Below are 26,928 nucleotides of genomic sequence, written 5' to 3'. Positions count from 1 at the left end.
GAGCTTTCATAGCTTGGTCAGCACTTTTCTTTTTTCCAAAAATGATACATTATATTAGATTATCCGATGGAATCTTCATTATTTTCTAATTTTTGTATAAATATAATTGCCCCTATTGGAAATAAAGGCTAAAATGAATAAGAGAAATTGAAAATTAGGAGGAAACAGTACATGCTACGTTTCATTACAGCTGGCGAATCACATGGTCCCTTAGAAACTGCGATCATTGAAGGCGTTCCAGCAAACTTACCAATCGATATAGATAAAATCAACGAGAATCTTGCTCGCCGTCAAATGGGCTATGGTGCAGGTAATCGTATGAAAATTGAGAAAGACCAAGTGCGTATTACTTCAGGTGTTCGCCATGGATTAACTTTAGGTTCACCAATTACTTTGATTGTTGAAAATAGAGACTTTAAAAAATGGACTGAAATTATGAGTGCAGAAGATGTAGAAGACGGTATTAAAAAACGTCGTACTGTACATCATCCACGTCCGGGGCATGCTGACTTAGTTGGTGGAATCAAATACGGTTTTAAAGATTTACGTAACGTTTTAGAGCGTTCATCTGCTCGTGAAACAACGATGCGTGTAGCCGTTGGTTCAATTGCCCAACAAATCTTAGATGGCTTAGATATTGAAATCATCGCTTACGTTAAAGCTTTAGGTGGCGTTGAAGGTAAGGTTGATGCAACAAGTCTTTCTTATGAAGAAATCCGTCAAACAACGGATGAATCAGAATTAAAAATGATTGACCATTCAATTGATGAAGAAATCAAAGCGAAAATTGACCAAGCGAAAAAAGATGGGACTACTTTAGGTGGGGTTATCGAAGTGATTGCTAAAAATGTTCCTGCTGGTTTGGGTTCGTACACACACTGGGACAAGAAATTAGACGCTAAATTAGTAGGTGCTATGGTCTCGATTAATGCCTTTAAAGCGGCTGAAATCGGTGACGGTGTTGAAGTGGCTAGCCGTTTTGGTAACGAATTAATGGATGAAATTGCCTACGACGATACTCAAGGTTTCTACCGTCTAACCAACCATATGGGTGGTTTTGAAGGTGGTATGACAACTGGTATGCCAATTATTGTCCGTGGTTACAAAAAACCAATCCCAACACAATATCATCCATTACAATCAGTGGATATCTACACCAAAGAACCGTACAAAGCGTCGATTGAACGTTCTGACATTACGGCAGTACCTCGTGCAGCCATTATTGGTGAGACAGTAATCGCTACTGAATTAGCCCAAGCAATTTTAGAAAAATTTCCACATGATGACTACAACGAATTAGTCAAAGCAGTAAACAACTACCGCGAATACGCTAAAAACCCTGACATTTGGCAAAATGAAGGAGAGTAAAACATCCATGAAAGAATTAATGATTGATGCCAATGCACTAGAAGGGACAATCACGATTCCTGGTGATAAATCAATTTCTCACCGGGCAATTATGTTCGCTTCTATTGCTAAAGGCACCACAAAAATTGAAGGCTTTCTACATGCGGAAGACTGTATTTCAACTATGAATATCTTCCGAGATTTAGGTGTTCAAATTGATGAAGAGGCAGATGGGTCTGTCATCGTTCACGGTAAGGGTATTGAAGGCTTGACTGCACCAGATCATGCCTTAGATGCTGGAAACTCCGGTACGACTATGCGTTTACTGGCAGGACTTTTCTCAGGATTCCCATTTAAAATTAAAATGATTGGTGACGAATCCCTATCAAAACGACCAATGAACCGTGTTATGCTACCATTGCGCCAAATGGGGGCATCAATTTCTGGCTCAGAAGGTAGCGAGTTTGCGCCTTTGTATATCCAACCAGTGGACCACTTAAATGCTATTGAATATGATATGCCAGTGGCGTCTGCTCAAGTAAAATCATCGATTTTATTGGCAGGTTTAACTGCTGAAGGTACAACAATTATCCATGAAAAAGAGCGGTCACGTGATCATACTGAAAACATGTTAAAAAACTTTGGCGTTGAACTAAAAGTGGACGATAAAGACATCTATCTAGAAGGTGGCCAAAGCTTAACAGCTACGGATATTAAAGTCCCAGCAGATATTTCCTCAGCAGCCTTCTTTATTGTTGCTGCACTATTAGTTAAAGGTTCTAAACTCCACATGCCAAATGTGGGTTTAAATCCAACCCGTGCAGGGATTATTGAAGTCTTGAACAAGATGGGTGCAAATATCGAAACATACTTTCATGAAGGTGGCTTGAGCGGTGATTTAACTGTTTCTGCCAGCGACTTAAAAGCAACAGAATTCGGTGGCGACATTATTCCAGCTTTAATTGATGAAATTCCAATTATCGCTTTAGCCGCAACCCAAGCGGAAGGTAGGACAGTGATTCGCAACGCTGAAGAATTAAAAGTAAAAGAAACTGACCGTATTCAGGTCACAGCCCAAGAATTAAATAAAATGGGTGCAAACATCGAAGAAACTGAAGATGGTATGATCATTACCGGTCCAACACCATTGCACGCAGCGGATGTGGATAGTTACGGTGACCACCGTATTGGTATGATGCTACAAGTTGCTGCTTTATTGGTAAAAGAAGGAGCTGTCAACTTGGCACGTTCTGAAGCAGTAAACATTTCTTTCCCAAGCTTCTTCGATGACTTAGCCGCTTTAAGCGCGTAAGTCACCCAATTGGAAATGGAAGGTCGATCAAAGGATGCCAATCATATTAACAGGATTTATGGGTGTCGGAAAGTCAACAGTCGGGCGCATTTTGGCCAACCAGTTAGGAGTCCCATTTGTGGACATGGACTTCTATATCGAGGCCCGTCGAGGTCAGACGATTGCAGAAATCTTTGATCAAATTGGAGAATCGGGTTTTAGATTATTGGAGTTCCAAATCTTGACGGAATTACTAGAGGCTGAAGAAAGTGCTGCTCTAGTGATTTCAACCGGTGGTGGTATTGTGGAAACGGCTGAGTGCCGCCAACTGCTAGCCCAACAAGATAAGGTTTTCTACTTACAAGATACCTTTGAAACCTCGTGGCAACGGATTAATCGTGGTGGTCACAGTAACAATGACCGCCCCTTAGTCAATGCCAATAGTAAAAGTCAGATGGCTGCCAAGTATGAACGACGAATTCCTTTATACGAGGAAGCGTCGAATTACCTACTGGATGTTCGTCAAACCGATGCATATGAAACCGCAGAAGTAATTATAAAAATGAGTTAAACTGGATAATTTGAATCTACTTGTATAAAGAGGAGGTGTCAGCTTAAGTGCGGGCCTCCTTTTTTCATGCAAAAAAAGGCGAAACTATGACGACTTATACAGTATTTGCATAATCGTCGTTTACCTTTAGTTCAGAATCGAGTATAATCAGGTGTTTGAAGAATGAAGCTGCGGCCAAGTAATTAATAAATATGATATAATGACATTAACATGCACAAGCACCGTTTTAAGGAGAAAATATATGAGCGCACAATTAGGGACGGTTACTACAGCGTTAGTAACGGATCAAAATGACAAATTTTATTCAGTACAAAAAGAGGGTATTACTTACCAACTTGATAAGAGCGAAGGGGATTACCAATTAGGTGATGCGGTCCAAGGTTTCATTTATGAAAATATGAAACACACAAAAATGATGACCACGCAATTACCTGACGTTCGTCAAGGTCGTTATGGTTGGTCGACTGTTACTGCAGTCCGTAAAGACTTGGGGGTCTTTGTAGACATTGGTTTAGCAGACAAGGAAATCGTGGTATCTTTAGATGACCTACCAAGTGAAAAACACTTATGGCCGAAAAAAGGCGACCGCTTATTTATCCGTTTAGAAGTAGATAAAAAAGATCGAGTTTGGGGTAAATTAGCTGAGGACCAAGTTTTCCAACAAATTACCAACAAACTATCACCTCAATCAAAATCTTGGACTAACCAAGAAGTGAAAGGGACTGTCTACCACGCAAAATTAGTGGGGACCTATGTAATTACAGATGACTATTTCCTAGCCTTTATCCATGAAAGTGAACGCTTGGAAGAACCACATTTAGGACAAGAAGTCGAAGGGCGTGTCATCGGTATCGGACAAAATGGAAACTTGAATATGTCATTGAAACCTTTAGCCCACACGGTAATTTCTGAGGATGCACAAATGATTTTGGCCTTGTTACAACGCCAACCGAATCATTTCTTGCCTTACCACGATAAATCGAATCCCGATGATATCCGTGAATACTTTGGCATCTCTAAAGCACAATTCAAACGTGCCTTGGGGAACTTATTGAAGAACCGTCAAATTGAACAAGTCGAAGGCGGCATCCGTCTTAAATAATCAGTCATTAGGGGTTTATCAACTAAGATTTGATTGATTCATTTTTTGGAAAAGGGCACAGCAAATCAAGTGGAATAGGCCTTTGACTGTATATGTTTCGTTGAGTGAAGAAAGGGTAAGCATGAAGCTAACTGAAGTAATTGAAGATTTTTTAAATACCATGCGTGTAGAAGAGGGGTTGGCAGAAAATTCCATCATCTCCTACAAGCAAGAATTAAACCGAATGATGACCTATTTAAATCGTCAAGGCATCGAAAAGGTCCAAGACATTAGTCAGGACACAGTGTTAGACCATTTAAAGTGGATGAACGAAGACCATTTGGCCACGTCAACCAGGTCACATTACGTGTCAACCTTGCGTCATTTCTTCCGCTACCTAAAATTGGATGGGGTCATTGAAGACAATCCAATGGAAAAAATTTCTTTACCCAAGAAAACCCAACATTTACCAGCTGTTTTAACCTTAGACGAAGTTGATAGGATTTTAGCGACGCCAGATATCACTAAGCCACTAGGGTTGCGGGATAGAACCTTGTTGGAAACCTTGTATTCAACTGGCATGCGGGTATCTGAAATCATCCATATCAAACTAGAAGACATCCATTTAGAGATGGGCTTTATCCAAACCATTGGTAAAGGGGATAAAGAAAGACTAGTCCCAATCGGTGAGATGGCAGAAGACTGGATTAACAAGTATCTAACAGAAGGGCGCCCAGAACTAGTAAAAGATGAAGACGAGACCCAAGGCTATTTATTCGTGAATAACCGGGGTAAGCCTTTATCTAGACAGGGTGTTTGGAAGAACTTGAAGAAGATGGTGATCATGGCCCATATCACCAAAGACATCAGTCCCCATACCCTGCGCCATTCCTTTGCAACCCATTTACTTGAAAATGGGGCGGATTTAAGAGTGGTCCAAGAACTCCTTGGCCACTCTGATATTTCAACAACGCAAATATACACTCATATTCATGCCCAACATATGAAGGATATTTATAATCAAAATCATCCGCGGGCATAAAAATACAAGGAATGTTTGCATAACCACATACTTAACTAAAAAGGTAGGATTATCCTGCCTTTTTTTGCATGTTTTCAGAAAAGGGTTATTTATTACCTGTTTTGAAGCCTTAAATTGCTTCATGTAATTTATAATGTATATATAGGTTCGATAAAGTTCGTTCAATTACCTGTATTTTTTGCCTTAAATGATTCATTTCGGCAGACCAAGGGAAAGAAACAGGGAAACCCTAAGAAAGTAGAAGGAGGAGAAAGTGTATGTTACAAGTAGAACATCTACGAAAAACCTTCGGCAGAGTTGTCGCAGTAGATGATGTGTCCTTTGAAATTCAACCGGGCACCATCCTTGGTATCGTTGGCCAGAATGGATCAGGTAAAACGACAATTTTTCGAATGATTCTAAATTTCCTAACACCGGAAAATGGTGGCCAAGTTAAATGGGACGGCCAACCCTTACATATGAAGAAAGTGTATGACACGGTGGGGTACTTACCCGAGGAACGTGGCCTTTATGAGACCATGACCATTGAAAAACAAATCATGTATTTTGCCCGCTTGCGTGGCATGAAAAAGAAAGAAATCAATGCCAAAATTGATGAATGGCTAGAAAACTTCAATGTTAAAGGTGACCGTAAAGATAGGATTAAAACCTTATCCAAAGGGAACCAACAAAAGGTCCAATTGATTGCCACCTTAATCCATGAACCAAAATTGGTCATTTTAGATGAGCCATTTTCAGGATTAGACCCAGTGAATGCTGGCTTTTTGATGGAAGGTATCTTACGCCTGCGCGATCAAGGTGCATGTATCATTTTTTCAAGTCATAATATGGCCAACGTCCAAGATGTTTGTGATTCAGTCATTATGATTCATAACGGGGAGCAGAAAATCTACGGGCCAATTAATGATGTGCGTGATGCCTACGGGAAAACAAGACTGTTCGTCCAAGCTAAGGGCTGGGATCAAGAAGCCCTAGCTGTCTTACCAGGGGTGGAATCGGTTAGTCAATTGACAACTGGGGAATATAAGTTAATCCTATCAGATGAAAATGTAGGGCCTGAATTATTCAAGACCATCTCAAAAGGCGAATACATCCAATCTTTTAGCCAACAACCGCCAACCTTAGATGAAATCTTTAAAATGGAAGCAGGTGGACGTCATGAGAAATAGTCGTTTGGGTATTATTATCGAAGAAGTCTACAAGAAAAATGTCTTTTCATGGTCATTTGTTATGCTATTATTAAGCCCCATCTTGATGGTCGCTGTAGTGGCTATCATTTCAGGCGTCATCGGTATGGCAACAGCATCTGATTCAATCGGTACGGTATCCATCATTGGTGCCACTGACCAAACAGCTAGCGCAATTGAAACTGAAGACAATGGCCAGAACCAATTAATTTTTGACCAAGATGTAGACCAAGCACAAGAGGCACTAGTTAACGAGGAAATTGATGGTTATTTAGTCATTGACGAAAGTGATCCGGAAGTCATCCAAGCTGAATTCTACAAAAGTAATACCGGGAAGAACATCTCAACTACCGGCTTCCAAACTGTATTAGAGAGTATTCAATTATCCAACCGGTCGCAAGCATTAGGCCTGACGGAAGAAGAATCCAGCCATCTAATCGATTCAAATGTGGCCATCCAAAGCCAAACTATTGATTTAGAATCCGGTACCAGCGAAAGTGACCAGGACATTCAATCTATGGTACGAACAGGTGTCGCCTATGTTGTATCCTTTATCGTATTCATGTTTGTCATGAACTACATCTCCATCATTTCACAAGAAATTGCCGTAGAAAAAGGGTCACGCATCATGGAAATCGTCCTATCTTCCATTTCATCAACCACCCATTTTATGGGTAAAATGTTGGGGATTTTCCTCGTATTGCTGACACAAGTTGCCTTCTACGCAATCTTACTAGGCATCATCTTTATCACAATCATGAACACACCAATGCCAGCAGAATTACAAGCGCTATTAGGGGACCAAACAATTCCAGCCTTATTGTCTAATTCAGCATCTATCATTGGTTGGTCCGGGTTATTAGCCTTCTTGGGGATCATCACCTACTCAGTGTTAGGTGCCTTCCTTGGATCACTTGTTTCAAATGTACAAGATGTGAATAAAATGATCACACCGATTATTCTTTTAAGTATTATTGGTTTTTATATTGGGATGTTTGGACTAGGTTTCTCAAACAATATCTTAGTTCGAGTAGCCTCACAAATCCCATTCTTCACACCATTTGTCATGCCATTTAGAATAGCTGCTGAAACCGTATCGACCACAGAATTAATCTTGTCTGTCATCATTTCACTACTATTCTCAATCCTTTGCCTATGGTTATCCGCCAACTTCTACAAGTCAAACGTCCTGACTTACTCAGACAAAGGCTTATTCGGCACACTGAAACAATCTTATACCTTAAGACAAAGTGAGAAAAAAGGCTAACAACAACTATCTAGTCAGGTCTCTTTAGACCTGGCTATTTTTATCGAAATCGATATGAGAAAGATTGACTAACGTAACAGAACACCACTTGTCATTGATCATTAATCAAACTGAAACTGTGCGTTTTTTTGAAAGAACAAGTATACATTACCGTAGGCAGACGATTTATAATCAGGTAATTTGTTAAACATACATACATTTTACAATTTATCCAAAAGGTACATTATATTAGTAGCAAGCACATTATAAAAAATATTGCCAAGGTAGTAGCCTCCTAGAAGCCTTAGCAGTGCGACCACCATTAGGCCTTGACTGAAGGTGGTCGCACTGCTTTTTTAAGGCGATGATAGGAATGGTGAGTGTCTTGGGCAATCAAATATTTACTACAACTCAAACTGTATAAAAATACAACACATCAGCTAGCAAAAACATGCAACAACAATTATGCAAAGAGTGCTTTTCGTAGTCGGGTTCGTTCGACCAGCTCAAATCCTCTTCTAATTAGTTTGCATCACACTGCGTGTGATACCGCACTAACTTTCCAGTGTTGTTGAGCTAAACGGTCTCTCTCGCACCCTTAAATATTTTTAATAAAAATTGCCTTGACTGTTGATATATGCTAATGTACTCTTACACATACTTTGTTATTATGCAAAAGTAAAAGGAGGGCAAAGATGTTAGTGCCTTATATAGGAAGATACGAGAAAATCGTAATGGGCCTATTATCCTACATCCCTGAGTTTAAAGAATTTTCTGAACTTAAAGAAGAAATGGATAAAATTAATCAGCAAGAACGTAAAATTTATTTATGGAAAGAAGCTGATTCTGATAATATCATCGGTTTAGTAGGCTTTGACCAACATGATGATACAGATACTTTAGTCGTGCGTTATTTATCGATCAATCCTTCTTTTAGAGAAGAAGGACTTACTTATGATTTATTAACGGCATTAAAGAAAGAATTTCCCGTTTATTCCCTTACTGGTGTAATTTCCCTATCTACAATTTTGTCAAAATGGACAAAACGTCGCCAAGAAGAGTTGGACAAGGAATTGGATAATAAACAAGAAAACACACCCCAAGTCTAGGAGAAAATTGTCAGGATGAACGATCAAACAAGTGAATTAACATTAGATCTAGCGGCCTTTGAGGGGCCGCTTGATTTACTATTACACTTAATTAAAGATTTAAAGGTAGATATTTTTGATATTCCCATCAATCTGGTTACCGACCAATATTTAGCTTATATTCATACCTATGAAGCCTTATCTCTGGATGTTGCTTCAGAATATTTGGTGATGGCGGCTACTTTATTGGAAATCAAAACACAAATGATGCTACCAAAAACGCCCAAAGAAGCAGTTGAGGAAGAAGATGATCCACGTGACTCATTAGTGGAACAATTACTCGCTTTCCAGCAATATCAGGAAGTTTCCCATATCTTAGCGGATAAACAGGCTGAACGGTCGTTGGAATATACCAAGCAACCATCAGACTTATCGGCTTATCAAGAGAAAATCCCTATGACGGGTCGCCAATTAACGCCTGATGACTTGTATAGAGCCATTCAAAAGATGGCCTTCCGCTTGAAAAATCAACAACCTATTCAAACCACGATTGCAGGTGAGTCTTACTCGGTAGGGACTGCAATGATGGATGTTCGCCAAGCCTTCGTTGAGGCGGACCGGGATGTATTGATGTTTCAAGAAGCTGTTTTTCTTGGAAAAGTTCAATCGCGTAGTCAAATTATTAGTATGTTTTTAGCGATTTTGGAATTAGTGAAGTCAAATGAGTTATACTTATACCAGGAAGACTTAAGAGCAGATATTCAATTGATTAGACGGGAGGAAAGTGAATGAATGCAGTCGCTGCAATAGAAAGTTTACTTTTCGTAGCAGGTGAAGATGGGATTGCTGTCGATGAACTTGCCAACTTGTTAGAGATACGACAGGAATGGGCTTTATACTACGTGATGGTTTTGAGAAATCGTCTCCAACACGACCCACAATCTGGATTAAGAATTACCGTTATTAATGAACGTGTTCAATTAGTGACCAAGGCAGCATACGGTGAAGTGGTCAAAAATTACGCGGTTTCTCCTTTTGCAACGAAATTGTCTCAAGCGGCATTGGAAACATTGGCGATTATTGCCTACCAACAGCCAGTCACGCGAATGACGATTGATGATATTCGAGGTGTTCAGTCATCTAATATGATCCATAAATTACTAGAGCGAGATTTGGTTATGGAAACGGGCCGTCAGGATTCACCAGGTCGGCCGATTATTTACGGGGTAACTTCTTACTTCTACCAATATTTTGGTTTGGAGTCCTTAGAAGACTTGCCGGATATTCATAATCTAGTCTTAGATGGCTCGGTAGATGAAGAGACCCTTTTTAAAATTGATGATAACGGTGAACCTGAACAAAAAGACTTTAACCAAACAGACCTTAGCCAGACAGAATTTAATGAAACAACAGCAGAATAAACGACTGAATAGGTCACCTATAGGAGTTATTTAAAGATGGAAAGATTACAAAAAGTGATGGCACACGCAGGTGTTGCCTCGAGACGAGAGTCTGAAAAATTGATTGCCGCAGGACGTGTGAAAGTCAACGGTGAGGTTGTCAGAGAGCTGGGCCATAAAGTATCCAATACTGACCGCATTGAAGTAGACCAAGTACCTATATATAAAGAAGAACCAGTGTACTACGTATTCTACAAGCCAACTGGCGTGATTTCTGCAGTGAAAGATGATAAAGACCGGAAAGTGGTGACTGACTTTTTCCCAGGAATTGAACAACGGATTTATCCAGTAGGACGGTTAGACTACAATACCTCAGGATTATTGTTATTAACTAACGACGGTGAATTCGCCAATACCTTGATGCACCCTCGCTATGAAATCAACAAAGTCTATGTGGCTAAAGTTGAAGGTGTCATTACCGGAGAAGAACGTAAGCAATTAGAGCGAGGTGTTGAAATTGACGGTGTGAAAACTGCCCCAGCACAAGCGAAAATTCTTTCTGTTGATAAGGACAAAAAGACCACCATTATCGAGTTGGTTATCCATGAGGGGCGTAACCGCCAAGTCCGTAAAATGTTAGAAGCAGTGGGTCATCCGGTAGCCAAGTTGAAACGTGAACGTTACGGCTTTTTAGACCTTAAAGGTTTGAAACCAGGAGACAGCAGAACCTTACTAAAACACGAAATCGAAGAATTATTGGCGAATGCCAAGAAAAAGTAAGCGTCCTACTTGAAAAAAGTAAGATACTTGCTATAATAGGTATTATAATCAAATAAATTTGAAGCAATCTTCAGGGCAGGGTGAAATTCCCGATCGGCGGTAAAGTCCGCGACTCCCATTTGGGACTGATCTAGTGAAATTCTAGAACCGACTGTAAAGTCAGGATGGAAGAAGATGGGCGGACTATGTCTGTTTGCCTATACTCTTTTTACCTTGAAGGTGGAAAGAGTTTTTTTATTTCCACTTTTGAGTGCCAACCCCATGAAGTAGAAAAGGAGAGAAATTCACATGGGAAAAAATCACACTAAAGAAATCGTATTGGTCGCAATTGTCGGGGCACTATCATTCATATTGATGTTTATTGGTTTTCCAATCATCCCGGCCTTACCTTACTTAAAGGTAGACTTTTCACTTGTACCAATCTTACTCGTCGCATTCATTTCAGGACCTAAAAAAGCAGTTGCTGCCAGCCTAATCGCCAACGGTTTACATTACATGTATACAGGTGGTGAAATGGGGATTCCAATCGGTGACGCAACAGCCTTTATCGCGACTATCGCTTACATCTTGCCAATTTATTACTTATTGAAAGATCAAATGGCGACAGTTTACACAGGTAATCAATCAGCGAAAGAAATGAATTTCGGCAAAACGATTGCTGCTTACCTAGCTGCAACCCTTTCTTTAACATTAGTGATGACTATCTTAAATTACTTCGTGATCACACCATTCTACATGCAAGTCATGAACTTCGATGTAGGTAACATGCAAACATATATCCTTGCGGGTATCATCCCATTCAACTTGTTCAAAGGGGTATTGGTTTCCCTTCTAGCACATTTCGTCCTAGTTCAAACCCTACCAACCCTAGTCAATCGATTCGGTACGCGCGAATATTCACACCATTAAAAGTGAAGCATTGTTAATTTTCTGGTATGATAGACCCAGAGAATCATGTCGGGAAAAAATAGTAGGAACGTTGGAGGGATAGGATTGGATACTTTATTAATGGCGATTGCTTTTAAAGTCCAAGCCCTACCCCCGAATTCCGTATATCAAGTGTTGATTGGCAAGCGAACAGCCACAACACTTTTTTTTGCATTTTCAAACAATTTAACTGCCTATTTCGGTCTTTATCCAAAACTTGCAAAAGACGCATGGATGTCCTATACCCAAAATGTAGCTGAATATATCTCGGTGGAAGCTATCTTCCGCCAAAACGATCAAACCAATTATATGCATTTGTTAGTTGATGACATCCTTCAAAAACGAAACGGTCTGATTATCCCAAGTCACCACCACAAGCACCACTTAGCCTTCAAATTATTGCTGCAAGTCCTATCCAATATTCAGGCCGAAAACCCGCACTATAGCCCAATTGTCCAGGATTTAGAAGTTCAACAGCTGATCAAAGATTTTATTTCAATGGCCAAAAGTGCAGACGCGCCCCAAGCTGGCTTACAGGCCATAACCAAAAGCCTTCATCAGCAACTCGCTAAGGAACTATCTGCCTTCCCAGACCAGGCAGCCCTCATTTTCCTAGAACAGTTTGAAGGCGCCAAATTACCGGCACAAACCCTTGAACAAGTAGCAGAAAATCATCAGATTTCGAAGCGGGCAGTTGTCATTACCCAACAGGCCTTGATGGATCAAATCTATCAAAATTGGGTAAGTGGTCATACTTTAGGGGCAGAAACTCAATGGCTGCAAGTTTTTGCCCAAGGGGTTTTTAACCAATTCCCAATTTGGAATCAAACTACGCAAGATACTTTAAATTTAATCGACCAAGGTTGGTCACTTCAAAAAATTGCTGATAGAAGACGGTTAAAATTATCTACCATAACAGAACACATCATAGAAATTACCTTGAGTTTTCCTTGGATAATTCAACCAATTGTGGTTGAAGAACTTAATTTGAAAGACATTTCACCCCTTGTAAGCCAAGAGCCAGATGAGAATTTCGAGTCCTTTAAAGCGAGATTCGGCGAGAAAGATTATTGGTTATATCGGTATTGGCATATCGTCTACCAGAAAGGAGCCCATGATGACAGATTGGCATAAACGCCTGGAAGAAGTGACAGGTTACCAAACATTTAAACCCGGGCAATTGGCGAGTTTAGAGGCTTTAGACCGACAGGAAAACGTGGTGGCCATTTTACCAACTGGTGGAGGTAAATCTTTAATATACCAAATCAACCAATATAATGAATCTGGTGTAACATTGATCATTTCGCCCTTGATTTCCCTGATGCAAGACCAAGTCAGTCAATTACAACGGATGGGATTAGGACGGGGCATTGCCTTAAATTCTACCTATGACCGCGGGGAACAAGCTTATATTTTAAGCCACCTATCTGACTATCAATTCCTATTTCTATCACCAGAAATGCTCCTGAAAGATCAAGTAATCAGGGCCTTACAACGGATGGACATTCAATTATTAGTTGTTGATGAAGCCCATTGTATTTCTCAATGGGGTTACGACTTCAGACCGCAATATACTGAATTGAAAAAGGTTCGTCAGCTCTTAAAGCAACCAAAAACATTAGCCTTATCTGCTACTGCCAACCAATCCACACTAGCAGATATCAAGGCTTACTTATTTGAAGAGGGAGAACCTATTCAACTGGTAAAAGAATCAGTTGACCGACCAAATATTTTCTACCTATTCGATGAAATTGACGCCGGTGAAGTGAGGGTAAACAAATTGCAGGATTGGTTAGACCGGTTGCCTAAGCCAGGAATTGTTTATGTCCACCATAAAAGTGAACTCGAAGAACTCAACCAATGGATGAAAGATCATACAGATTTGCGGGTCGCTTCTTACCATGGGGATAGAAGTCTAGAGGATAGACATATCATCCAAAGCCAGTTTCTACAAAATGAATTGGATATTGTTTTTGCAACGTCAGCCTTTGGTATGGGAATTAACCATGGTCATATACGCTTTGTCTTGCATTATCATCTCCCTAAGAATATGGCAGACTTTATTCAAGAAGTCGGGCGGGCAGGACGAGATCAGGAACAATCAGTGTCAATTGTCTTATACGATCATCGCGAGGCAGCTAGACTGCAGCAAATGCGCCGGTTATTAGAAGACGAGGCAGACTTGTTGGATGATTTATTGGAACGGCTGTTTAAACAGGCCTTAACCCAAAGTGAAGTTGACCAATACGCAGATAGCATAAGTGCCATGTTGTACTTTTACCGCCATCATTTTACGGATCACCAAACAGCAAAAGTACATGCCCAAAAACTTCGTCAGGAACGGCTACGGCAGATCTACCAAATGTTAGATTTAATGGCTACTGACCAGTGTTACCGGACTTTCTTATTAGAACAAGCCGATGAACAGGTAGTGGATAGACCAGACTTATGTTGCAGTAATTGCCAACCTGACTACGTCAGTCAACCGATATGGCAAGACTTAATGGCCCGACCGAATCGAGTGACAGTCGAAAAAGACCAACATGATGATTTCAAGGGAATGTGGACCCAACGTTTGCAGCACTTATTATCTTGAAACTGGTCCATAAAGTTTTGTTAAATTGCCTAAAGAAATACTGACATAAAAAGGGGTTCATGGTACAATTCTTAGTGTTAAGAAAGGGGTATATGGATGAAATTCTGGGACAAGTTGACGAAAAAAAATCATGAAAATACAGAAGTAGAAACTGAACATGTTTCAGAACAAAACAGTTCAGCATCTTCTGACCAAACCCCCCCTACAAGTGATGACTTTCAGAATCAAGGGTTTGGCGAATTTGAGAATTTAAAAAATCAAAAGTATACGAGAACGGCCCGCAATAAGAAGAATAATCAAGATACGATATCGACAACATCTAAGGTAATTGCCTTCTTGCTATTTGTAATGATTGTTGTACCGTTCCTTTTGATTGCCTATGTGAATAATGAAGACAAGGTGCCTGAACCGGAATCAACTGAGCAAGTCATGATTTCTAAAACGCAAAATGTTGAATCAATTTCAAAAGCCAGTGAGTCAGCATCTATATCAGCTTCCGAATCTGTCTCTGAATCAATTGCTGCCTCAGAAAGCGCAGTTGCTGCCTCAGAAAGCGCAGTTGCTGCTTCAGAATCAGAATCAGCTCGCCTAGCTTCTGAACAAGAATCTTCAAGTATTGCAGCCAGCGTAGCTGAGTCAAATGCAGCAGTAGCAGCGTCAGAAGCTGCAGCGCAAAGTGCCGCTGAATCAGCTTCAATTGCTGAATCACAAGCAGCCGCAGCCGAAGAAGAATCAGCTTCTTCTGAAAGTGCGTCTGAATCAACAGGCACTTATACTGTTCAGGCAGGGGATAACCTATATCGGATTGCAGTGAACAACGGTATGACCCTAGATGAATTACTTGAATTAAATGGTTTAACACAAAGTTCTAGCATAGGACCAGGAACCGTTTTACGTGTAAATTAATAGAATGAAAGAGTGGTGGACAGATTGTCTAAAGTGATTCAAGTCGCAATCGATGGACCAGCATCGTCTGGCAAGAGTACAATTGCCAAGAAAATTGCTAAAAAATTAGCCTATGTTTATTTAGATACAGGTGCCATGTACAGGGCAATTACATTACTAGCCTTAGATGGACACATTCCAGCTGAAGATGCTGACGCATTGAAAGCCTTAGCTGAAGCGAGTGAAATTACCTTTGAGCCAGGGGAAAATGGCCAGCGCGTCTTAGTTAACGGACAGGACCAGTCAGAGGCCATTCGTACAGATCGTATCTCAAAAGAAGTTTCTGCTTACTCAGCAGTTTCTGAAGTACGCCAGGTCCTAGTTGAAAAACAAAGAGCCTACACGCAAAATGGGCAAGGCGTTGTAATGGACGGCCGTGATATTGGGACAGTGGTATTGCCGGATGCTGAAGTGAAAATCTTCCTAACGGCATCTGCTGAAGAACGTGGGCGTCGTCGCTTTTTAGAAAATCAAGCCAAAGGTTATTCGGAAATGAATCTTGAAGACTTGATTGAAGATATTAAGCGTCGAGACTTGTATGATTCGACCCGAGAAGATAGTCCATTAGTACCTGCAGACGATGCGGTCATGTTAGATTCATCTGATTTAACACTTGATGAAGTAGAAGATTCTATATTAGCTGAAATCCACCGTGTGATTGCATAATTTATATTGCAAAAAATACTATCAATCACAAAAAGAGGTAAAATTCAAGCGAATTCTACCTCTTTTTATTATCTTTGAGGAATAAATGTTGAATATAGTTTAAATAAATGATATAATAATAATTGATCATTGGCTTAGTGCGAATGAGGTAGTACATTTAGGAGAGGATTTAGAGTATGTCAAACGAATTTGAACAAAATCAAAATAATGAAGAAATTCCATCAATGGAAGAGATTCTTGCAGAATCAGTAGAAGTAAAAATTGGTGATACAGTAACAGGTGAAGTATTATCAATCGACGATAACCAAGTAATTGTTGGTATCGAAGGCGCAGGTGTTGAAGGGGTTATTCCTTTCAAAGAATTATCTGCTCAACCAATTGACTCAATCGAAGAAGTTGCTAAAGTTGGCGACACTTTAGAGTTAGTTGTTATTAAACAAATCAAAGAAAAAGAAAATGGTTCATTCTTACTTTCTCGCCGTCGTATCGAAGCGAAAAAAGTATGGGCTGAATTAGAAGTTAAAGCTGAAAATGGTGAAATTATCACTGTTCCAGTTAAGAGCGTAGTTAAAGGTGGATTAGTTGTTGATGCGGGTGTACGTGGTTTCATCCCAGCTTCAATGGTTGAAGACTTTTTCGTTGACGATTTCTCTCCATACAAAGGCCAAGAATTAGAAGTTAAAATTGTTGAAATTGAACCTAGCGAAAATCGTTTAATCTTATCTCACAAAGAAATCGCTGCTGAAAAACGCATCGCTGAACGTGCAGAAAAATTAAACTCATTCCAAGAAGGCGATAAAGTAACAGGTACAGTAGCTCGCTTGGCTAACTTCGGTGCATTTATTGATTTAGGTGGTATCGATGGTTTAGTACACATCTCTCAAATCGCTCAAGCACACGTTAACCATCCTTCAGATGTATTAAGCGAAGGCCAAGAAGTTGAAGTATTAGTTCTTTCAGTTGATGAAGAACGTGGACGTATTTCACTATCTATTAAAGCTTTACAACCAGGACCATGGGAAAACATTGAAGAAAAAGCGCCTAAAGGTGCTGAATTAGAAGGTACTGTACGTCGTTTAGTTGACTTTGGTGCATTCGTTGAAGTATTCCCAGGTGTTGAAGGTTTAGTACATATCTCTCAAATTTCTCACGACCACGTTGCTACACCAGGCGAGAAATTAACAGAAGGTCAAGCTATCCAAGTTAAAGTTTTAGACGTTGATGCTGAAAACGAACGTTTATCATTATCAATCAAAGCTCTAGAAGAAGCACCAGAAGTTGATGCATCTGCACAATCTGCTGTTCCTCGCGAAGAAAAACGTCAAAACAAACCTCGTAAACAAAACAACAACCGTCGTAACAATGCTGCTAATGCATCATCTGACGATGAATCAGGTTTCACTTTCGGTGACTTATTAGGTGACCAATTGAAAAACTTCGATTTCGGGGACGATAACGAATAATTTTATTAATAAACCATAAGTTTGGTTTGATGGTAGGTTGGGGAAACTCGCCTACCTTTTTTATTTCAATGTTTGCTATTGAAAGGAGGCAAAACGATGTCTAATTTAACAATTGCCATTGTCGGCCGTCCAAACGTAGGAAAATCTACCATTTTTAACCGCGTTGTTGGAGACCGAATTTCAATTGTCCAAGATGAACCTGGCGTTACCCGTGATAGAATTTATGCACAGGGTGAATGGTTAGGAAAACAACTAAATGTAATCGATACTGGTGGTATCGAATTTAACGACCAAGATTTCATGACACAAATTCGCTTGCAAGCTGAAATTGCCATGGAAGAAGCAGATGTTATCATCATGATGACTAATGTCCGTGAAGGTGTGACCAAGACAGACTCTCAAATCGCCAGCATGTTACGCAAGACAGATAAACCTGTTGTACTGGCTGTAAATAAGGTGGATAACCCTGAACAAAGAGCGGAAATTTATGATTTCTATTCATTAGGTTTAGGCGATCCATACCCAATTTCTGGATCTCACGGTTTAGGTATCGGGGACATACTAGAAGAAGTATTCCACTTGGCACCAGACGATATTGAAAATGATGATGACGATGATACTATTTCATTCGCCTTAATTGGCCGTCCAAACGTAGGTAAATCTTCTTTGGTCAATGCAATTCTAGGTGAGAACCGTGTAATCGTATCGAATGTAGCGGGGACAACTCGTGACGCAATCGATACATCTTTCGAGGATGACGGACAAGTTTATAAAATCATTGATACAGCTGGTATCCGTAAACGTGGTAAAGTATATGAAGCAACTGAGAAGTATTCAGTAATGCGTGCCATGCGTGCAATTGAAAGAGCTCAAGTGTGTTTAGTTGTTTTAAATGCTGAAGAAGGTATCCGTGATCAAGATAAAACGATCGCTGGTTATGCCCATGAAGCAGGACGCGGGATTATTATTGTGGTAAACAAATGGGATACTCTTGAAAAAGACAACCATACCATGAAGAAATTCACTGATGACATTCGTCGTGACTTCCAGTTTATCGACTATGCACCGATCATTTTCGTATCTGCAGAAACCAAACAACGTTTAGTGCAACTACCAGAAATGATTGCCCACGTTCATGGTAACTTCAATCGTCGTGTTCAATCATCATTATTGAATGAGGTATTGGTTGATGCGATCCGTATTAACCCAGCACCATCTGACAAGGGTAGAAAATTACGTATTTACTACCTAACACAGGTCAAATCTGCACCGCCAACTTTTGTGGCATTTGTCAATGATGAAGAGCTAATGCACTTCTCATATGAGCGCTTTCTTTCAAATCAAATCAGAAAATCTTTCGATTTTTTAGGTACACCTATTCAAATCATCACAAGAAACAGAAAATAACAAAAAAAGATATAAAACACGCCTATTTTTAACCAAAAACGTTGTTATATAGCGGTTTGTATGGTATTCTATAAAAGGATTATCTGAGAGACATTTCGATTATCCCGTATATTTATCTTTGAATAAATATATCCGAAAGAATTTCGGAGGAGGTGAAATTAGAATGGCAAATAAAGCAGAATTAGTACAAAACGTTGCAAATGCAGTAGGTGATTCTAAAAAAAGTGTAGCACCAGTTGTAGATGCAGTTTTCGAACAAATCGAAGCATTTTTAGCTGACGGAGAAAAAGTTCAATTAATCGGTTTTGGTAGCTTTGAAGTTCGTGACCGCGCTGCGCGTAAAGGTCGCAACCCTCAAACTGGCGATGAAATCGAAATCCCTGCAAGCAAAGTACCAGCTTTCAAACCTGGTAAAGCATTGAAAGATGCAGTTAAATAAGATTACAAAGAACGTCGTTGATGTCAGAGACATCAGCGGCTTTTTTATTTGCAGTATTTTGCCAAATACACCAAAAAAATTGCAGAAAAGTAGCAAAAATATGGGCTTCTATGATGGATGGTGTTAGTAGATGCTATAATGACTGGTCAGAATAGGTAACTATGACGCTATCTATAATTAGCTTGGAAATCGCAAGATATGCACGAAAAAGGAGGCTAGACTATTGTCCAACCTCCTTATTTAATGTGTTATTGTCTAAACTATTTTACTTCGATAATTGCCGTTTTTTCATCGACTGAGCCGTCAGCGACTACTTCAACATTGTCATATTGATCGGCGTTTGTGATAATAACCATAACATCTGGATCATAACCAGCTTCTGTAATAACTGCTAAGTCAAAGCTTCCTAAAAGGTCACCTTTGTTTACTTGATCACCTTGTTTGACTTCACTTGTAAAGCCGTGACCGTTTAAATTCACAGTGTCGATACCAATATGGATTAAGACTTCTAAGCCTGATTCACTGGCTAAACCATAAGCGTGGCCCGTTTTAGAAGCGATCGTTAAACTACCTGAAATGGGTGCATATACATTACCACTTGCGTCAGGAACGATGGCTAATCCTGGTCCCATCATACCTTGAGAGAATACTGGATCGTTGACATTTTCTAGGGCTGTGACCTTACCAGCAAGTGGTGCAACAATTGTCTTATCATCGCTTGCTAGGCCAGTGCTTTCACCTGGTACAGTGTTTGTTTCTGATGTAGGGGCTGTTTCTTCAGTTTCATGAGCAGCAACTACGTTTGCTTCTTTCTCTTTCTCAGCTTGGGTAGCTTTTGCCTCTTTTTTCGCAATAGATTTACCGTAAATGTATGTGGCTACGAATGCAACAACGATAGATACGGCGATGGCAAGCATAAATGTTGGTATAAAGCTAGGGATGATGGCAACGAAACCAATCACACCTGCAGGTCCTAATGACTGACTACGAACGTTAAAAATACCTAAAATGACTGAGGCGATACCTGAAGCGATTAACCCGATGAAGAATGGGTATTTCAATTTCAAGTTGACCCCGAACATGGCTGGTTCAGTAATCCCTAGCATGGCAGATAGAGATGATGATGTCGCTAAACCTTTAGTTTTTTCATTTTTAGTGATGAAGTATACGGCTAAGGTCGCTGCCCCTTGAGCAACATTGGCAACTGATGCGATTGGGAAAATGAAGTTACCACCTGTAGTCGCAACATCTGCAATTAGGGCTGTTTCAATCGCTGGGAATGATTGGTGTAAGCCTGTTAATACAATTGCTGAGTAGAATAGACCGAATACACCATAACCAAATGCCCCTAGGTAAGAAATAGCTTCTACAATACCGTTCAGTAATAAATCAGATAGGGTACGTAGGACTGGTCCTACTACTGTAAAGGTAATCATCCCTGTTAAGATGATGGTTAACATCGGTGTGAAGGTAAAGTCGATGGCATCTTTTAGGTGTTTATGGAAGAAGTTTTCCAATTTAGCTAGAATCCAAGCAACCCCAATAACAGGTAAAACTTGTCCTTGGTAACCAGCTTGGGCAATCTCTAAGCCAAAAATATTCCATACCGGCATTTCACCGGCTGCAGTCACATTGGCCACGTCGTAACCATTTACTAGTTGTGGCATAACCATGATTAACCCCATGGTGGCACCTAGATAAGGGTTACCGCCAAATCGTTTAGTAGCCGAAAAGGCAATTAAAACAGGTAGGAAGGCAAAGGCAGCAGAAGCGAACATGTTGATCATGTCAGCAAAATCTGCCCAGGCAGGGTACATAGCAACTAGAGCTTCAGGTCCAAATAAGTTTTCACTTGTTAGGACGTTGTTGACTGCCATAATCAAACCACCGGCAGTTAGGGCTGGAATTAATGGAACGAAAATATCTGATAATACCTTAATAACTGCCATTACTGGGTTTTGTTTACCCTGATTTTTAGCCGATTCTTTTACTTCCTCTTTGGATGCAGGCTTAATATCGGCGATTTTTGTATATTCCTCATATACCTTATTCACATCACCAGGTCCTACAATAATTTGATATTGACCGTTCGCTTGGAAGGTTCCTTTCAAGTCTGGGTCATTATCTAATGCTGATTGGTCAATCTTTGCTTCATCTTTCACTACTAAACGCAACCGTGTCGCACAGTGGGCTGCAGTCACAACATTGTCTTCCCCCAACGCTTGGTGGATACGTTTGGCAACTTCTTTATGATTCATGATATTTACCTCTTTTCTTCATATGTGCTTTTGAATTTAAGCGTTTTCATTTACTTGCTTAAAATTTTAACAGGCGTATGGCAATATGTCAAACGTTTGACAGAAAATTTTTCATTTACATATTAATTCATTGAAAAATAGGGACATTTAATATGGAAACGCTTGCTATTTTCCCAAGATATGCTTAAAATGATAGCATCATAAACGTAAGAATGAGGATGCAAGAAATTCATCATTTATTAGGAGGATACACATGTCTTTTAAATTACACAGCTTTAACAAAGCAGATCGATACCGAAACTATGCCGACTGGCCAGAGGACTATGTCACAGCACTCAATGAATTAGCGGACCAATCACCATGGCGCAATCACTTCCACCTGGAACCCAAAACCGGACTGATCAACGACCCAAACGGCTTTTCGTATATAAACGGAGAATGGCAACTTTTCTACCAATACTATCCCTTTGGCCCAGTTCACGGCCTAAAATCTTGGTACCGAGTAACCTCTAAAGACTTAATCCACTGGGAGGAAAAGGGGTTGGGACTGCTTCCTGACAGCGCCTTAGATGCTCACGGTGCCTATTCAGGTTCAGCAACCGCTGATGGTGACAAATTACGGTTATTTTATACAGGTAATGTGCGCGATGAGAATTGGGTTCGTCATCCAAAACAAAATACGGTTACCTTCGACCCTGAAACAGGGGCCCTGGGTCAAAAAGAGCTAATCATTGATGAAATTGATCAGGCGACAGACCATTTCCGCGACCCTATGTATTTTACAGCTCATGGTCAATCTTGGTTAGTCATTGGGGGCCAAAGAAAATCTGACGAGCGGGGGACCTTGTATTTATACCAAGCAAACCCAGAAAATCTAGACCAGTGGACTTACCACAGCGAATTACCGATCCCGCAAGCAGACTCTGCCTATATGTTTGAATGTCCAAATATTAACCAAGTAGATGGCAAAGTCTTTGTCACTTTCTGTCCGCAAGGAATTGACCAAGACCAATTAACCTATCAAAATATTTACCCTAACGCTTATCTAGTGGCGGATGCTTTTACTGCAGCAGGCAAATTAGAAAACCCTGGTCAACTAGAAAACTTAGATTACGGTTTTGATGTGTATGCCAGTCAACTGATCAATGCGCCTGATGGGCGAGTGCTAGGCGTTTCCTGGTTAGGTCTACCGGAAATTGATTATCCAACGGACCAATATGGTTACCAAGGTGCCTTAAGCTTAATCAAAGAATTTCGCATTCAAGATGGTCATTTATACCAATACCCAGTAGCTGAGACCTTGGCCTTAAGACAAGCGCCACAAGCCCTTTTTGACCATATTGAAATGGACCAAAACAACTACGAATATGCCTTTGAAGTAGCGGCAAATAAACAAGCGACCATTCAATTATATGCAGACGCAGACAAAAAACACTTTGTCACCTTATCCATTGATACAATTGATGGTAAAATAAAACTTGATAGAAGTGAGATGGGGACAATTTTTGCTGAAGACTTTGGCACAAGTCGAACGCTTGACCTAGCTGGCCAAGAAAAAGTGACAGTGAATGTCTTTGCGGATACATCTGTATTAGAGATTTTCGTGAACGATGGCGCTTATGTCATGTCTTCAAGAATTTTTACACCATCTAACCAACACACACATATTTTTGCAGATGGAACTGACAACAACCTGGTCTACCCCCTGCAAAAATAATGAATAAGGGGGGAAGAACCTTGCGGGCAAAGTTACAAGATGTAGCAGCTTTAGCTGGTGTTTCAGTAACAACAGTGAGTCGCGTCATTAATCAAAAGGGTTATTTATCACAACAAACTATTGATAAAGTCCATGCAGCCATGAAAGAATTGAATTATTATCCAAATTCACTGGCGCGGAGTTTACAAGGCAAGTCGACCAAGTTGGTGGGCTTGATTTTTCCTAATATCGACACCATTTTTTACGCAGAATTGGTCAACCATCTGGAGCAAATCCTCTTTGCCAAGGGGTATAAGACCATCATCTGTAATAGCGAGCGAGATGCTGACAAGGAAGCTGAGTACTTGAATATGCTCCAATCCAACCAAGTGGAAGGGATTATTGCGGGGGCCCATAATTTGAATTATACGGATTACGAGCAGGTGACTGCGCCTGTGATTTCTTTCGACCGGTATATCGGGGAAAATATTCCTATTGTGTCCTCTGATAACTATCTGGGTGGGAAGTTGGCGACAGAAACCTTACTTAAGGGGCAACCGACCAAACCTTGGATGATTACTGGGGCCAATGATCCCAATTCGCCGACTCATTTGCGTTACCAGGCTTTTATGGATGTGACCAAGGCCCATGGTTTAGACGGTCAAATCACTAACATTCCAAAGAACTTTTCGCAAATTAGAAAGCAATTGATAATCAAAGCTTTATTACTAGAAGAAACACCGGATGCCATCTTTTGTTCGGATGATTTGACGGCCATGTTGGTCATGAATACCGCCAGTGAATTGGGAATGATAATTCCGGATGATTTAAAGTTAGTGGGCTATGACGGTACAGACTTTATCCAGACCTATGTCCCGCAATTAACGACTATTGCCCAACCCATTAAAGATTTGGCTGACTTATTAGTAGATGTCCTCTTGCTACAAATTGATCACTCGCTTGAGGTCAAGAAGGATGCGGATAATCGGTATGTCCTGCCTATTAAATTAATTCCCGGACAGACTGTCTAGTTTCCAGCTTGTAACATATAGAAGGTGAAATAATGGAAGAAATTGTATTTGAAGCCATGGGGACAACCATCAGTCTAGCTATTGTCCATGATAAGGCCAAGGTATTATTAACTGAAGCCAAGCGTCGCCTATTGGATTATGAAGAACGATTTTCTGCAAATGATCCTGACAGCCTTTTGATGCGGGTTAATGCGAAGGCAGGTCTGGCTCCTGTACAAGTAGACGCAGATTTATTCAAATTAATCGCCATTGGCAGAGACTATTCTCTGCGTTCAGACGTTAGTTTGAACATTGCAATCGGACCTTTAATCAAACTATGGCAGGTTGGTTTTGAGGGCGCTAATTTACCAAGTGAAGGGGCTATTCAAGACCGGTTAGCCCTTACTCACCCTGCAGACATTATTTTAGATGATGCGAAACAAACAGTTTACTTAGCGAAACAGGGAATGGAAATTGACTTGGGGGCAGTTGCTAAGGGATATTTTGCTGACTTAATCAAAGATTATTTCCTTGAGCAAGATGTTCAATCAGGCATGATTAACTTGGGTGGGAATGTATTACTAGTCGGCGCACATCTTGAAAATCCTGGTGGTTTTTGGCGAGTAGGGGTCCAAGATCCTGACCAAAGTCGCAACCATTTACGCGGGATTATCCAATTTCAAGATGGGTCGGTGGTGACTTCTGGTATTTATGAGCGGCATTTTGAATACCAAGGCAAAACCTACCACCATATTTTTGATTCGCAAACGGGTTATCCGGTAGACAATGACCTGGCGGGCTTGACCATCGTCTCTAAGTCTTCCTTGGTTGGGGAGATTTACACGTCTTTATACTTTAATTTAACCAGTCAAGATTTATTGGCGAAATTATCTGCTACTAGCGGGGTTGAAGCGGTCATTATCACAAGAGACGGGGACGTTGTATTGACAGAGGGGATTAAACCCTTTTACACACCGGTTACTGAAGTTGAAAGTCCCTATTATTAAATTGTGATTCAAGAGAAGTCTAGTAAAATGGGCTTCTTTTTTATTACAATCTTGTCAGCGTGGGGGGCGGTAACTCTTTTTCAAAAGGAGAGGAATTATAGCCCTGGTGGAAGATTTTACCTGGTGAATTGTGCTAAAATAGGCTAGGTATAGGGGGTTGGATCTTTTGGACCAATTAGTGAATGAATTTATTACGTATATACAGCAAAATGAGATTGAAAAGGCCAATGTGGTTTTTGAAAAAATCTTAGGACAGCTTGAAAAAGAAGATGCCCAAGTCATGGCGCAAACGGGATACAGCCTGGCGCAATTAGGCTTTGTGGATTATGCCAATGAGATTTATACAGTGGGAGAAGACAGATTTCCTGAGGAAGATTCATGGATCTTATTGAAGGGTGAGTTAGCCCTAGATAATGGACAAGTGGAAGAATCGATTGATGAATTACTGAAAATTACGCCGGAATCACCATTATATGTGGATGCGTTATTACTACAGGCGGATGCTTATCAAATGTATAATTTGCCGGAAGTGGCCTTGGTCAAATTGAGTGAAGCGCGGGAATTAGCGCCAAACCAACCGGTGATTTTATATGGGATTGCGGAATTACGGTTCCAACAGGGTGAATTCCAACAAGCCTTGCCGTTATATGAGCGGTTATTGCAGTCTGAGGAGACGCCAGAATCTTTATTTGAAACTATTGAAGCCCATTTTGCTTATGCTAAGGCGGCAACGGGGGACTTTGAAGAAGCCATTGAATTAATTGAAGCGACACCTGAAAATGATCGGACAGATGAGCAACAAGAACAATTAGCCTTCTATTATGTGGAAACAGAAAACTTTGAAAAAGCCAATACCATTTTAGAGGCCTTGTATGAAGACGATAAATTATCGGACGGGTTACTAGCGGTTTTCGCTCAAGTGAAGAATGCCTTTCATGACCATGATGGGGCTTTGGAGATGATCGACAAGGCTATTTTGGTGAACCCATATGAAGCTCGTTTGTATTTCCAAAAGGCTGAATTTGCTCAACAAATTGGAAACCGGGAAACGGCTCGAGAGGCTTTGGAATTGGCTTTAGATATCGATCCTGACTACGGCCAGGCTTTAGTATTGCTACTGCAATTATTGATTGATGACGAGGACTACGGAACAGCCCGAGCCTTGATTCAAGATATGGATGAAAAAGGGATCGAGTTTGACCGTTATGTTTGGATGAAGGCTAAAGTCTTCCAAGAGTTAGAAGAATTTGACTTTGCTAACCAAGCCTACACCGATGCTTACCCACAGTTGAAAGAAGATATGTCCTTCTTACATGACTATTTCGACTTTTTACGAGAAGCAGGGGACTGGCGCCGAATTGAAGCAATCTTTAAAGAACAAAGTGACTTAGCCCAAAGACCAGAATTCCAAGATGTTTATGAAAGTTTACAAGATTGGTTGGCTGAAAACGAAGGTTTTTAATCAAAATACGAGGATACAT

The 26,928-nt window shown here is 40.4% G+C and carries 24 protein-coding genes and 1 riboswitch; of the genes, 23 read left to right on the top strand and 1 reads right to left on the bottom strand.

Annotated features, from left to right (window positions below):
- The first annotated feature begins 171 nt into the window (after nt 1-171).
- The 19 genes from aroC to AC973_RS01620 all read left to right on the top strand — a co-directional run bounded on the left by aroC (nt 172) and on the right by AC973_RS01620 (nt 19,476).
- Nucleotides 172-1,368, top strand: a complete 1,197-nt coding sequence (gene aroC / locus AC973_RS01710) for a chorismate synthase (protein WP_016897609.1) — start codon at nt 172-174, stop codon at nt 1,366-1,368.
- Nucleotides 1,369-1,375: 7 nt separating this feature from the next.
- The gene (aroA, locus tag AC973_RS01705) at nt 1,376-2,659 is read left to right on the top strand and encodes a 3-phosphoshikimate 1-carboxyvinyltransferase (protein WP_048726471.1); all 1,284 of its coding nucleotides are present in this window, start codon (nt 1,376-1,378) and stop codon (nt 2,657-2,659) included.
- A gap of 34 nt (nt 2,660-2,693) precedes the next feature.
- A complete protein-coding gene (locus AC973_RS01700) occupies nt 2,694-3,209 on the top strand; it encodes a shikimate kinase (protein ID WP_048726469.1) in 516 nt (171 codons plus the stop codon).
- 241 nt (nt 3,210-3,450) lie between these two features.
- Complete coding sequence (locus tag AC973_RS01695; protein ID WP_048726466.1) at nt 3,451-4,311, top strand: CvfB family protein; 861 nt, start codon at nt 3,451-3,453, stop codon at nt 4,309-4,311.
- A 121-nt stretch (nt 4,312-4,432) separates the two neighbouring features.
- A complete protein-coding gene (gene xerD, locus AC973_RS01690) occupies nt 4,433-5,332 on the top strand; it encodes a site-specific tyrosine recombinase XerD (RefSeq protein ID WP_016897605.1) in 900 nt (299 codons plus the stop codon).
- Nucleotides 5,333-5,589: 257 nt separating this feature from the next.
- Entirely contained in the window at nt 5,590-6,501 is a 912-nt protein-coding gene (locus AC973_RS01685) for an ABC transporter ATP-binding protein (RefSeq protein WP_048726464.1), read from the top strand.
- Nucleotides 6,491-7,786 (top strand): ABC transporter permease, encoded by a 1,296-nt coding sequence (locus AC973_RS01680; protein ID WP_065419842.1) that lies wholly within the window; start codon nt 6,491-6,493, stop codon nt 7,784-7,786. Before AC973_RS01685 ends, AC973_RS01680 begins: the two co-directional genes overlap by 11 nt.
- A gap of 674 nt (nt 7,787-8,460) precedes the next feature.
- Nucleotides 8,461-8,874: a GNAT family N-acetyltransferase gene (locus AC973_RS01675; protein WP_016897602.1), complete on the top strand. Its 414-nt coding sequence runs from the start codon at nt 8,461-8,463 to the stop codon at nt 8,872-8,874.
- Between the two features lie 15 nt (nt 8,875-8,889).
- Nucleotides 8,890-9,645: a segregation/condensation protein A gene (locus AC973_RS01670; RefSeq protein WP_048726459.1), complete on the top strand. Its 756-nt coding sequence runs from the start codon at nt 8,890-8,892 to the stop codon at nt 9,643-9,645.
- Nucleotides 9,642-10,274 carry an SMC-Scp complex subunit ScpB gene (gene scpB, locus AC973_RS01665; protein WP_048726456.1) on the top strand — a complete coding sequence of 211 codons (633 nt, stop codon included), beginning with the start codon at nt 9,642-9,644 and terminating at the stop codon, nt 10,272-10,274. Before AC973_RS01670 ends, scpB begins: the two co-directional genes overlap by 4 nt.
- A gap of 36 nt (nt 10,275-10,310) precedes the next feature.
- Entirely contained in the window at nt 10,311-11,033 is a 723-nt protein-coding gene (locus AC973_RS01660; RefSeq protein ID WP_016897599.1) for a pseudouridine synthase, read from the top strand.
- Nucleotides 11,034-11,095: 62 nt separating this feature from the next.
- Nucleotides 11,096-11,213, top strand: a riboswitch (FMN riboswitch).
- Nucleotides 11,214-11,321: 108 nt separating this feature from the next.
- Nucleotides 11,322-11,942 carry an ECF transporter S component gene (locus AC973_RS01655; protein ID WP_048726452.1) on the top strand — a complete coding sequence of 207 codons (621 nt, stop codon included), beginning with the start codon at nt 11,322-11,324 and terminating at the stop codon, nt 11,940-11,942.
- Nucleotides 11,943-12,026: 84 nt separating this feature from the next.
- Entirely contained in the window at nt 12,027-13,094 is a 1,068-nt protein-coding gene (locus AC973_RS01650; RefSeq protein WP_225968906.1) for a helix-turn-helix domain-containing protein, read from the top strand.
- Entirely contained in the window at nt 13,075-14,556 is a 1,482-nt protein-coding gene (locus AC973_RS01645; RefSeq protein ID WP_048726446.1) for a RecQ family ATP-dependent DNA helicase, read from the top strand. Before AC973_RS01650 ends, AC973_RS01645 begins: the two co-directional genes overlap by 20 nt.
- A gap of 96 nt (nt 14,557-14,652) precedes the next feature.
- A complete protein-coding gene (locus AC973_RS01640) occupies nt 14,653-15,462 on the top strand; it encodes a LysM peptidoglycan-binding domain-containing protein (protein ID WP_048726443.1) in 810 nt (269 codons plus the stop codon).
- A gap of 24 nt (nt 15,463-15,486) precedes the next feature.
- Nucleotides 15,487-16,167, top strand: coding sequence for a (d)CMP kinase (gene cmk / locus AC973_RS01635; RefSeq protein WP_048726442.1), 681 nt, complete (start codon nt 15,487-15,489; stop codon nt 16,165-16,167).
- Nucleotides 16,168-16,343: 176 nt separating this feature from the next.
- On the top strand, nt 16,344-17,630 hold the full coding sequence (rpsA, locus tag AC973_RS01630; protein WP_048726439.1) for a 30S ribosomal protein S1: 1,287 nt from the start codon (nt 16,344-16,346) through the stop codon (nt 17,628-17,630).
- Between the two features lie 96 nt (nt 17,631-17,726).
- The gene (gene der, locus AC973_RS01625) at nt 17,727-19,037 is read left to right on the top strand and encodes a ribosome biogenesis GTPase Der (protein ID WP_003143423.1); all 1,311 of its coding nucleotides are present in this window, start codon (nt 17,727-17,729) and stop codon (nt 19,035-19,037) included.
- 163 nt (nt 19,038-19,200) lie between these two features.
- On the top strand, nt 19,201-19,476 hold the full coding sequence (locus tag AC973_RS01620) for an HU family DNA-binding protein (RefSeq protein ID WP_016897591.1): 276 nt from the start codon (nt 19,201-19,203) through the stop codon (nt 19,474-19,476).
- Between the two features lie 260 nt (nt 19,477-19,736).
- Here the strand turns inward: AC973_RS01620 and AC973_RS01615 are convergent, their stop codons facing one another.
- Nucleotides 19,737-21,734: a sucrose-specific PTS transporter subunit IIBC gene (locus AC973_RS01615; RefSeq protein WP_048726433.1), complete on the bottom strand. Its 1,998-nt coding sequence runs from the start codon at nt 21,732-21,734 to the stop codon at nt 19,737-19,739.
- 253 nt (nt 21,735-21,987) lie between these two features.
- Here AC973_RS01615 and AC973_RS01610 point away from each other — a divergent pair, with 253 nt between their 5' ends.
- The 4 genes from AC973_RS01610 to AC973_RS01595 all read left to right on the top strand — a co-directional run bounded on the left by AC973_RS01610 (nt 21,988) and on the right by AC973_RS01595 (nt 26,909).
- Nucleotides 21,988-23,451 (top strand): sucrose-6-phosphate hydrolase, encoded by a 1,464-nt coding sequence (locus AC973_RS01610; protein ID WP_048726429.1) that lies wholly within the window; start codon nt 21,988-21,990, stop codon nt 23,449-23,451.
- 20 nt (nt 23,452-23,471) lie between these two features.
- A complete protein-coding gene (locus tag AC973_RS01605; RefSeq protein ID WP_048726426.1) occupies nt 23,472-24,461 on the top strand; it encodes a LacI family DNA-binding transcriptional regulator in 990 nt (329 codons plus the stop codon).
- Between the two features lie 32 nt (nt 24,462-24,493).
- The gene (locus AC973_RS01600; RefSeq protein WP_048726423.1) at nt 24,494-25,447 is read left to right on the top strand and encodes an FAD:protein FMN transferase; all 954 of its coding nucleotides are present in this window, start codon (nt 24,494-24,496) and stop codon (nt 25,445-25,447) included.
- A gap of 166 nt (nt 25,448-25,613) precedes the next feature.
- On the top strand, nt 25,614-26,909 hold the full coding sequence (locus AC973_RS01595) for a tetratricopeptide repeat protein (RefSeq protein ID WP_225968905.1): 1,296 nt from the start codon (nt 25,614-25,616) through the stop codon (nt 26,907-26,909).
- Nucleotides 26,910-26,928: the final 19 nt, after the last annotated feature.

The sequence above is a fragment of the Carnobacterium sp. 1290_CSPC genome (assembly GCF_001053265.1).
Taxonomy (GTDB): Bacteria; Bacillota; Bacilli; order Lactobacillales; family Aerococcaceae; genus Aerococcus; species Aerococcus urinaeequi.
Note: the sequence above shows the minus strand (reverse complement) of the source record. Positions and strands in the feature narration are given on the sequence as shown.

Bases quoted from the DNA above. Each gene is read 5' to 3' on its own strand.
- AC973_RS01620 (WP_016897591.1), top strand. From the start codon at position 19,201: ATGGCAAATAAAGCAGAATTAGTACAAAACGTTGCAAATGCAGTAGGT.
- AC973_RS01685 (WP_048726464.1), top strand. From the start codon at position 5,590: ATGTTACAAGTAGAACATCTACGAAAAACCTTCGGCAGAGTTGTCGCA.
- AC973_RS01600 (WP_048726423.1), top strand. From the start codon at position 24,494: ATGGAAGAAATTGTATTTGAAGCCATGGGGACAACCATCAGTCTAGCT.
- AC973_RS01670 (WP_048726459.1), top strand. From the start codon at position 8,890: ATGAACGATCAAACAAGTGAATTAACATTAGATCTAGCGGCCTTTGAG.
- AC973_RS01660 (WP_016897599.1), top strand. From the start codon at position 10,311: ATGGAAAGATTACAAAAAGTGATGGCACACGCAGGTGTTGCCTCGAGA.
- AC973_RS01610 (WP_048726429.1), top strand. From the start codon at position 21,988: ATGTCTTTTAAATTACACAGCTTTAACAAAGCAGATCGATACCGAAAC.
- der (WP_003143423.1), top strand. From the start codon at position 17,727: ATGTCTAATTTAACAATTGCCATTGTCGGCCGTCCAAACGTAGGAAAA.
- AC973_RS01640 (WP_048726443.1), top strand. From the start codon at position 14,653: ATGAAATTCTGGGACAAGTTGACGAAAAAAAATCATGAAAATACAGAA.
- AC973_RS01615 (WP_048726433.1), bottom strand. From the start codon at position 21,734: ATGAATCATAAAGAAGTTGCCAAACGTATCCACCAAGCGTTGGGGGAA.
- AC973_RS01645 (WP_048726446.1), top strand. From the start codon at position 13,075: ATGATGACAGATTGGCATAAACGCCTGGAAGAAGTGACAGGTTACCAA.
- AC973_RS01700 (WP_048726469.1), top strand. From the start codon at position 2,694: ATGCCAATCATATTAACAGGATTTATGGGTGTCGGAAAGTCAACAGTC.
- AC973_RS01695 (WP_048726466.1), top strand. From the start codon at position 3,451: ATGAGCGCACAATTAGGGACGGTTACTACAGCGTTAGTAACGGATCAA.
- AC973_RS01680 (WP_065419842.1), top strand. From the start codon at position 6,491: ATGAGAAATAGTCGTTTGGGTATTATTATCGAAGAAGTCTACAAGAAA.
- aroC (WP_016897609.1), top strand. From the start codon at position 172: ATGCTACGTTTCATTACAGCTGGCGAATCACATGGTCCCTTAGAAACT.
- scpB (WP_048726456.1), top strand. From the start codon at position 9,642: ATGAATGCAGTCGCTGCAATAGAAAGTTTACTTTTCGTAGCAGGTGAA.
- AC973_RS01655 (WP_048726452.1), top strand. From the start codon at position 11,322: ATGGGAAAAAATCACACTAAAGAAATCGTATTGGTCGCAATTGTCGGG.
- xerD (WP_016897605.1), top strand. From the start codon at position 4,433: ATGAAGCTAACTGAAGTAATTGAAGATTTTTTAAATACCATGCGTGTA.
- aroA (WP_048726471.1), top strand. From the start codon at position 1,376: ATGAAAGAATTAATGATTGATGCCAATGCACTAGAAGGGACAATCACG.
- rpsA (WP_048726439.1), top strand. From the start codon at position 16,344: ATGTCAAACGAATTTGAACAAAATCAAAATAATGAAGAAATTCCATCA.
- AC973_RS01675 (WP_016897602.1), top strand. From the start codon at position 8,461: ATGTTAGTGCCTTATATAGGAAGATACGAGAAAATCGTAATGGGCCTA.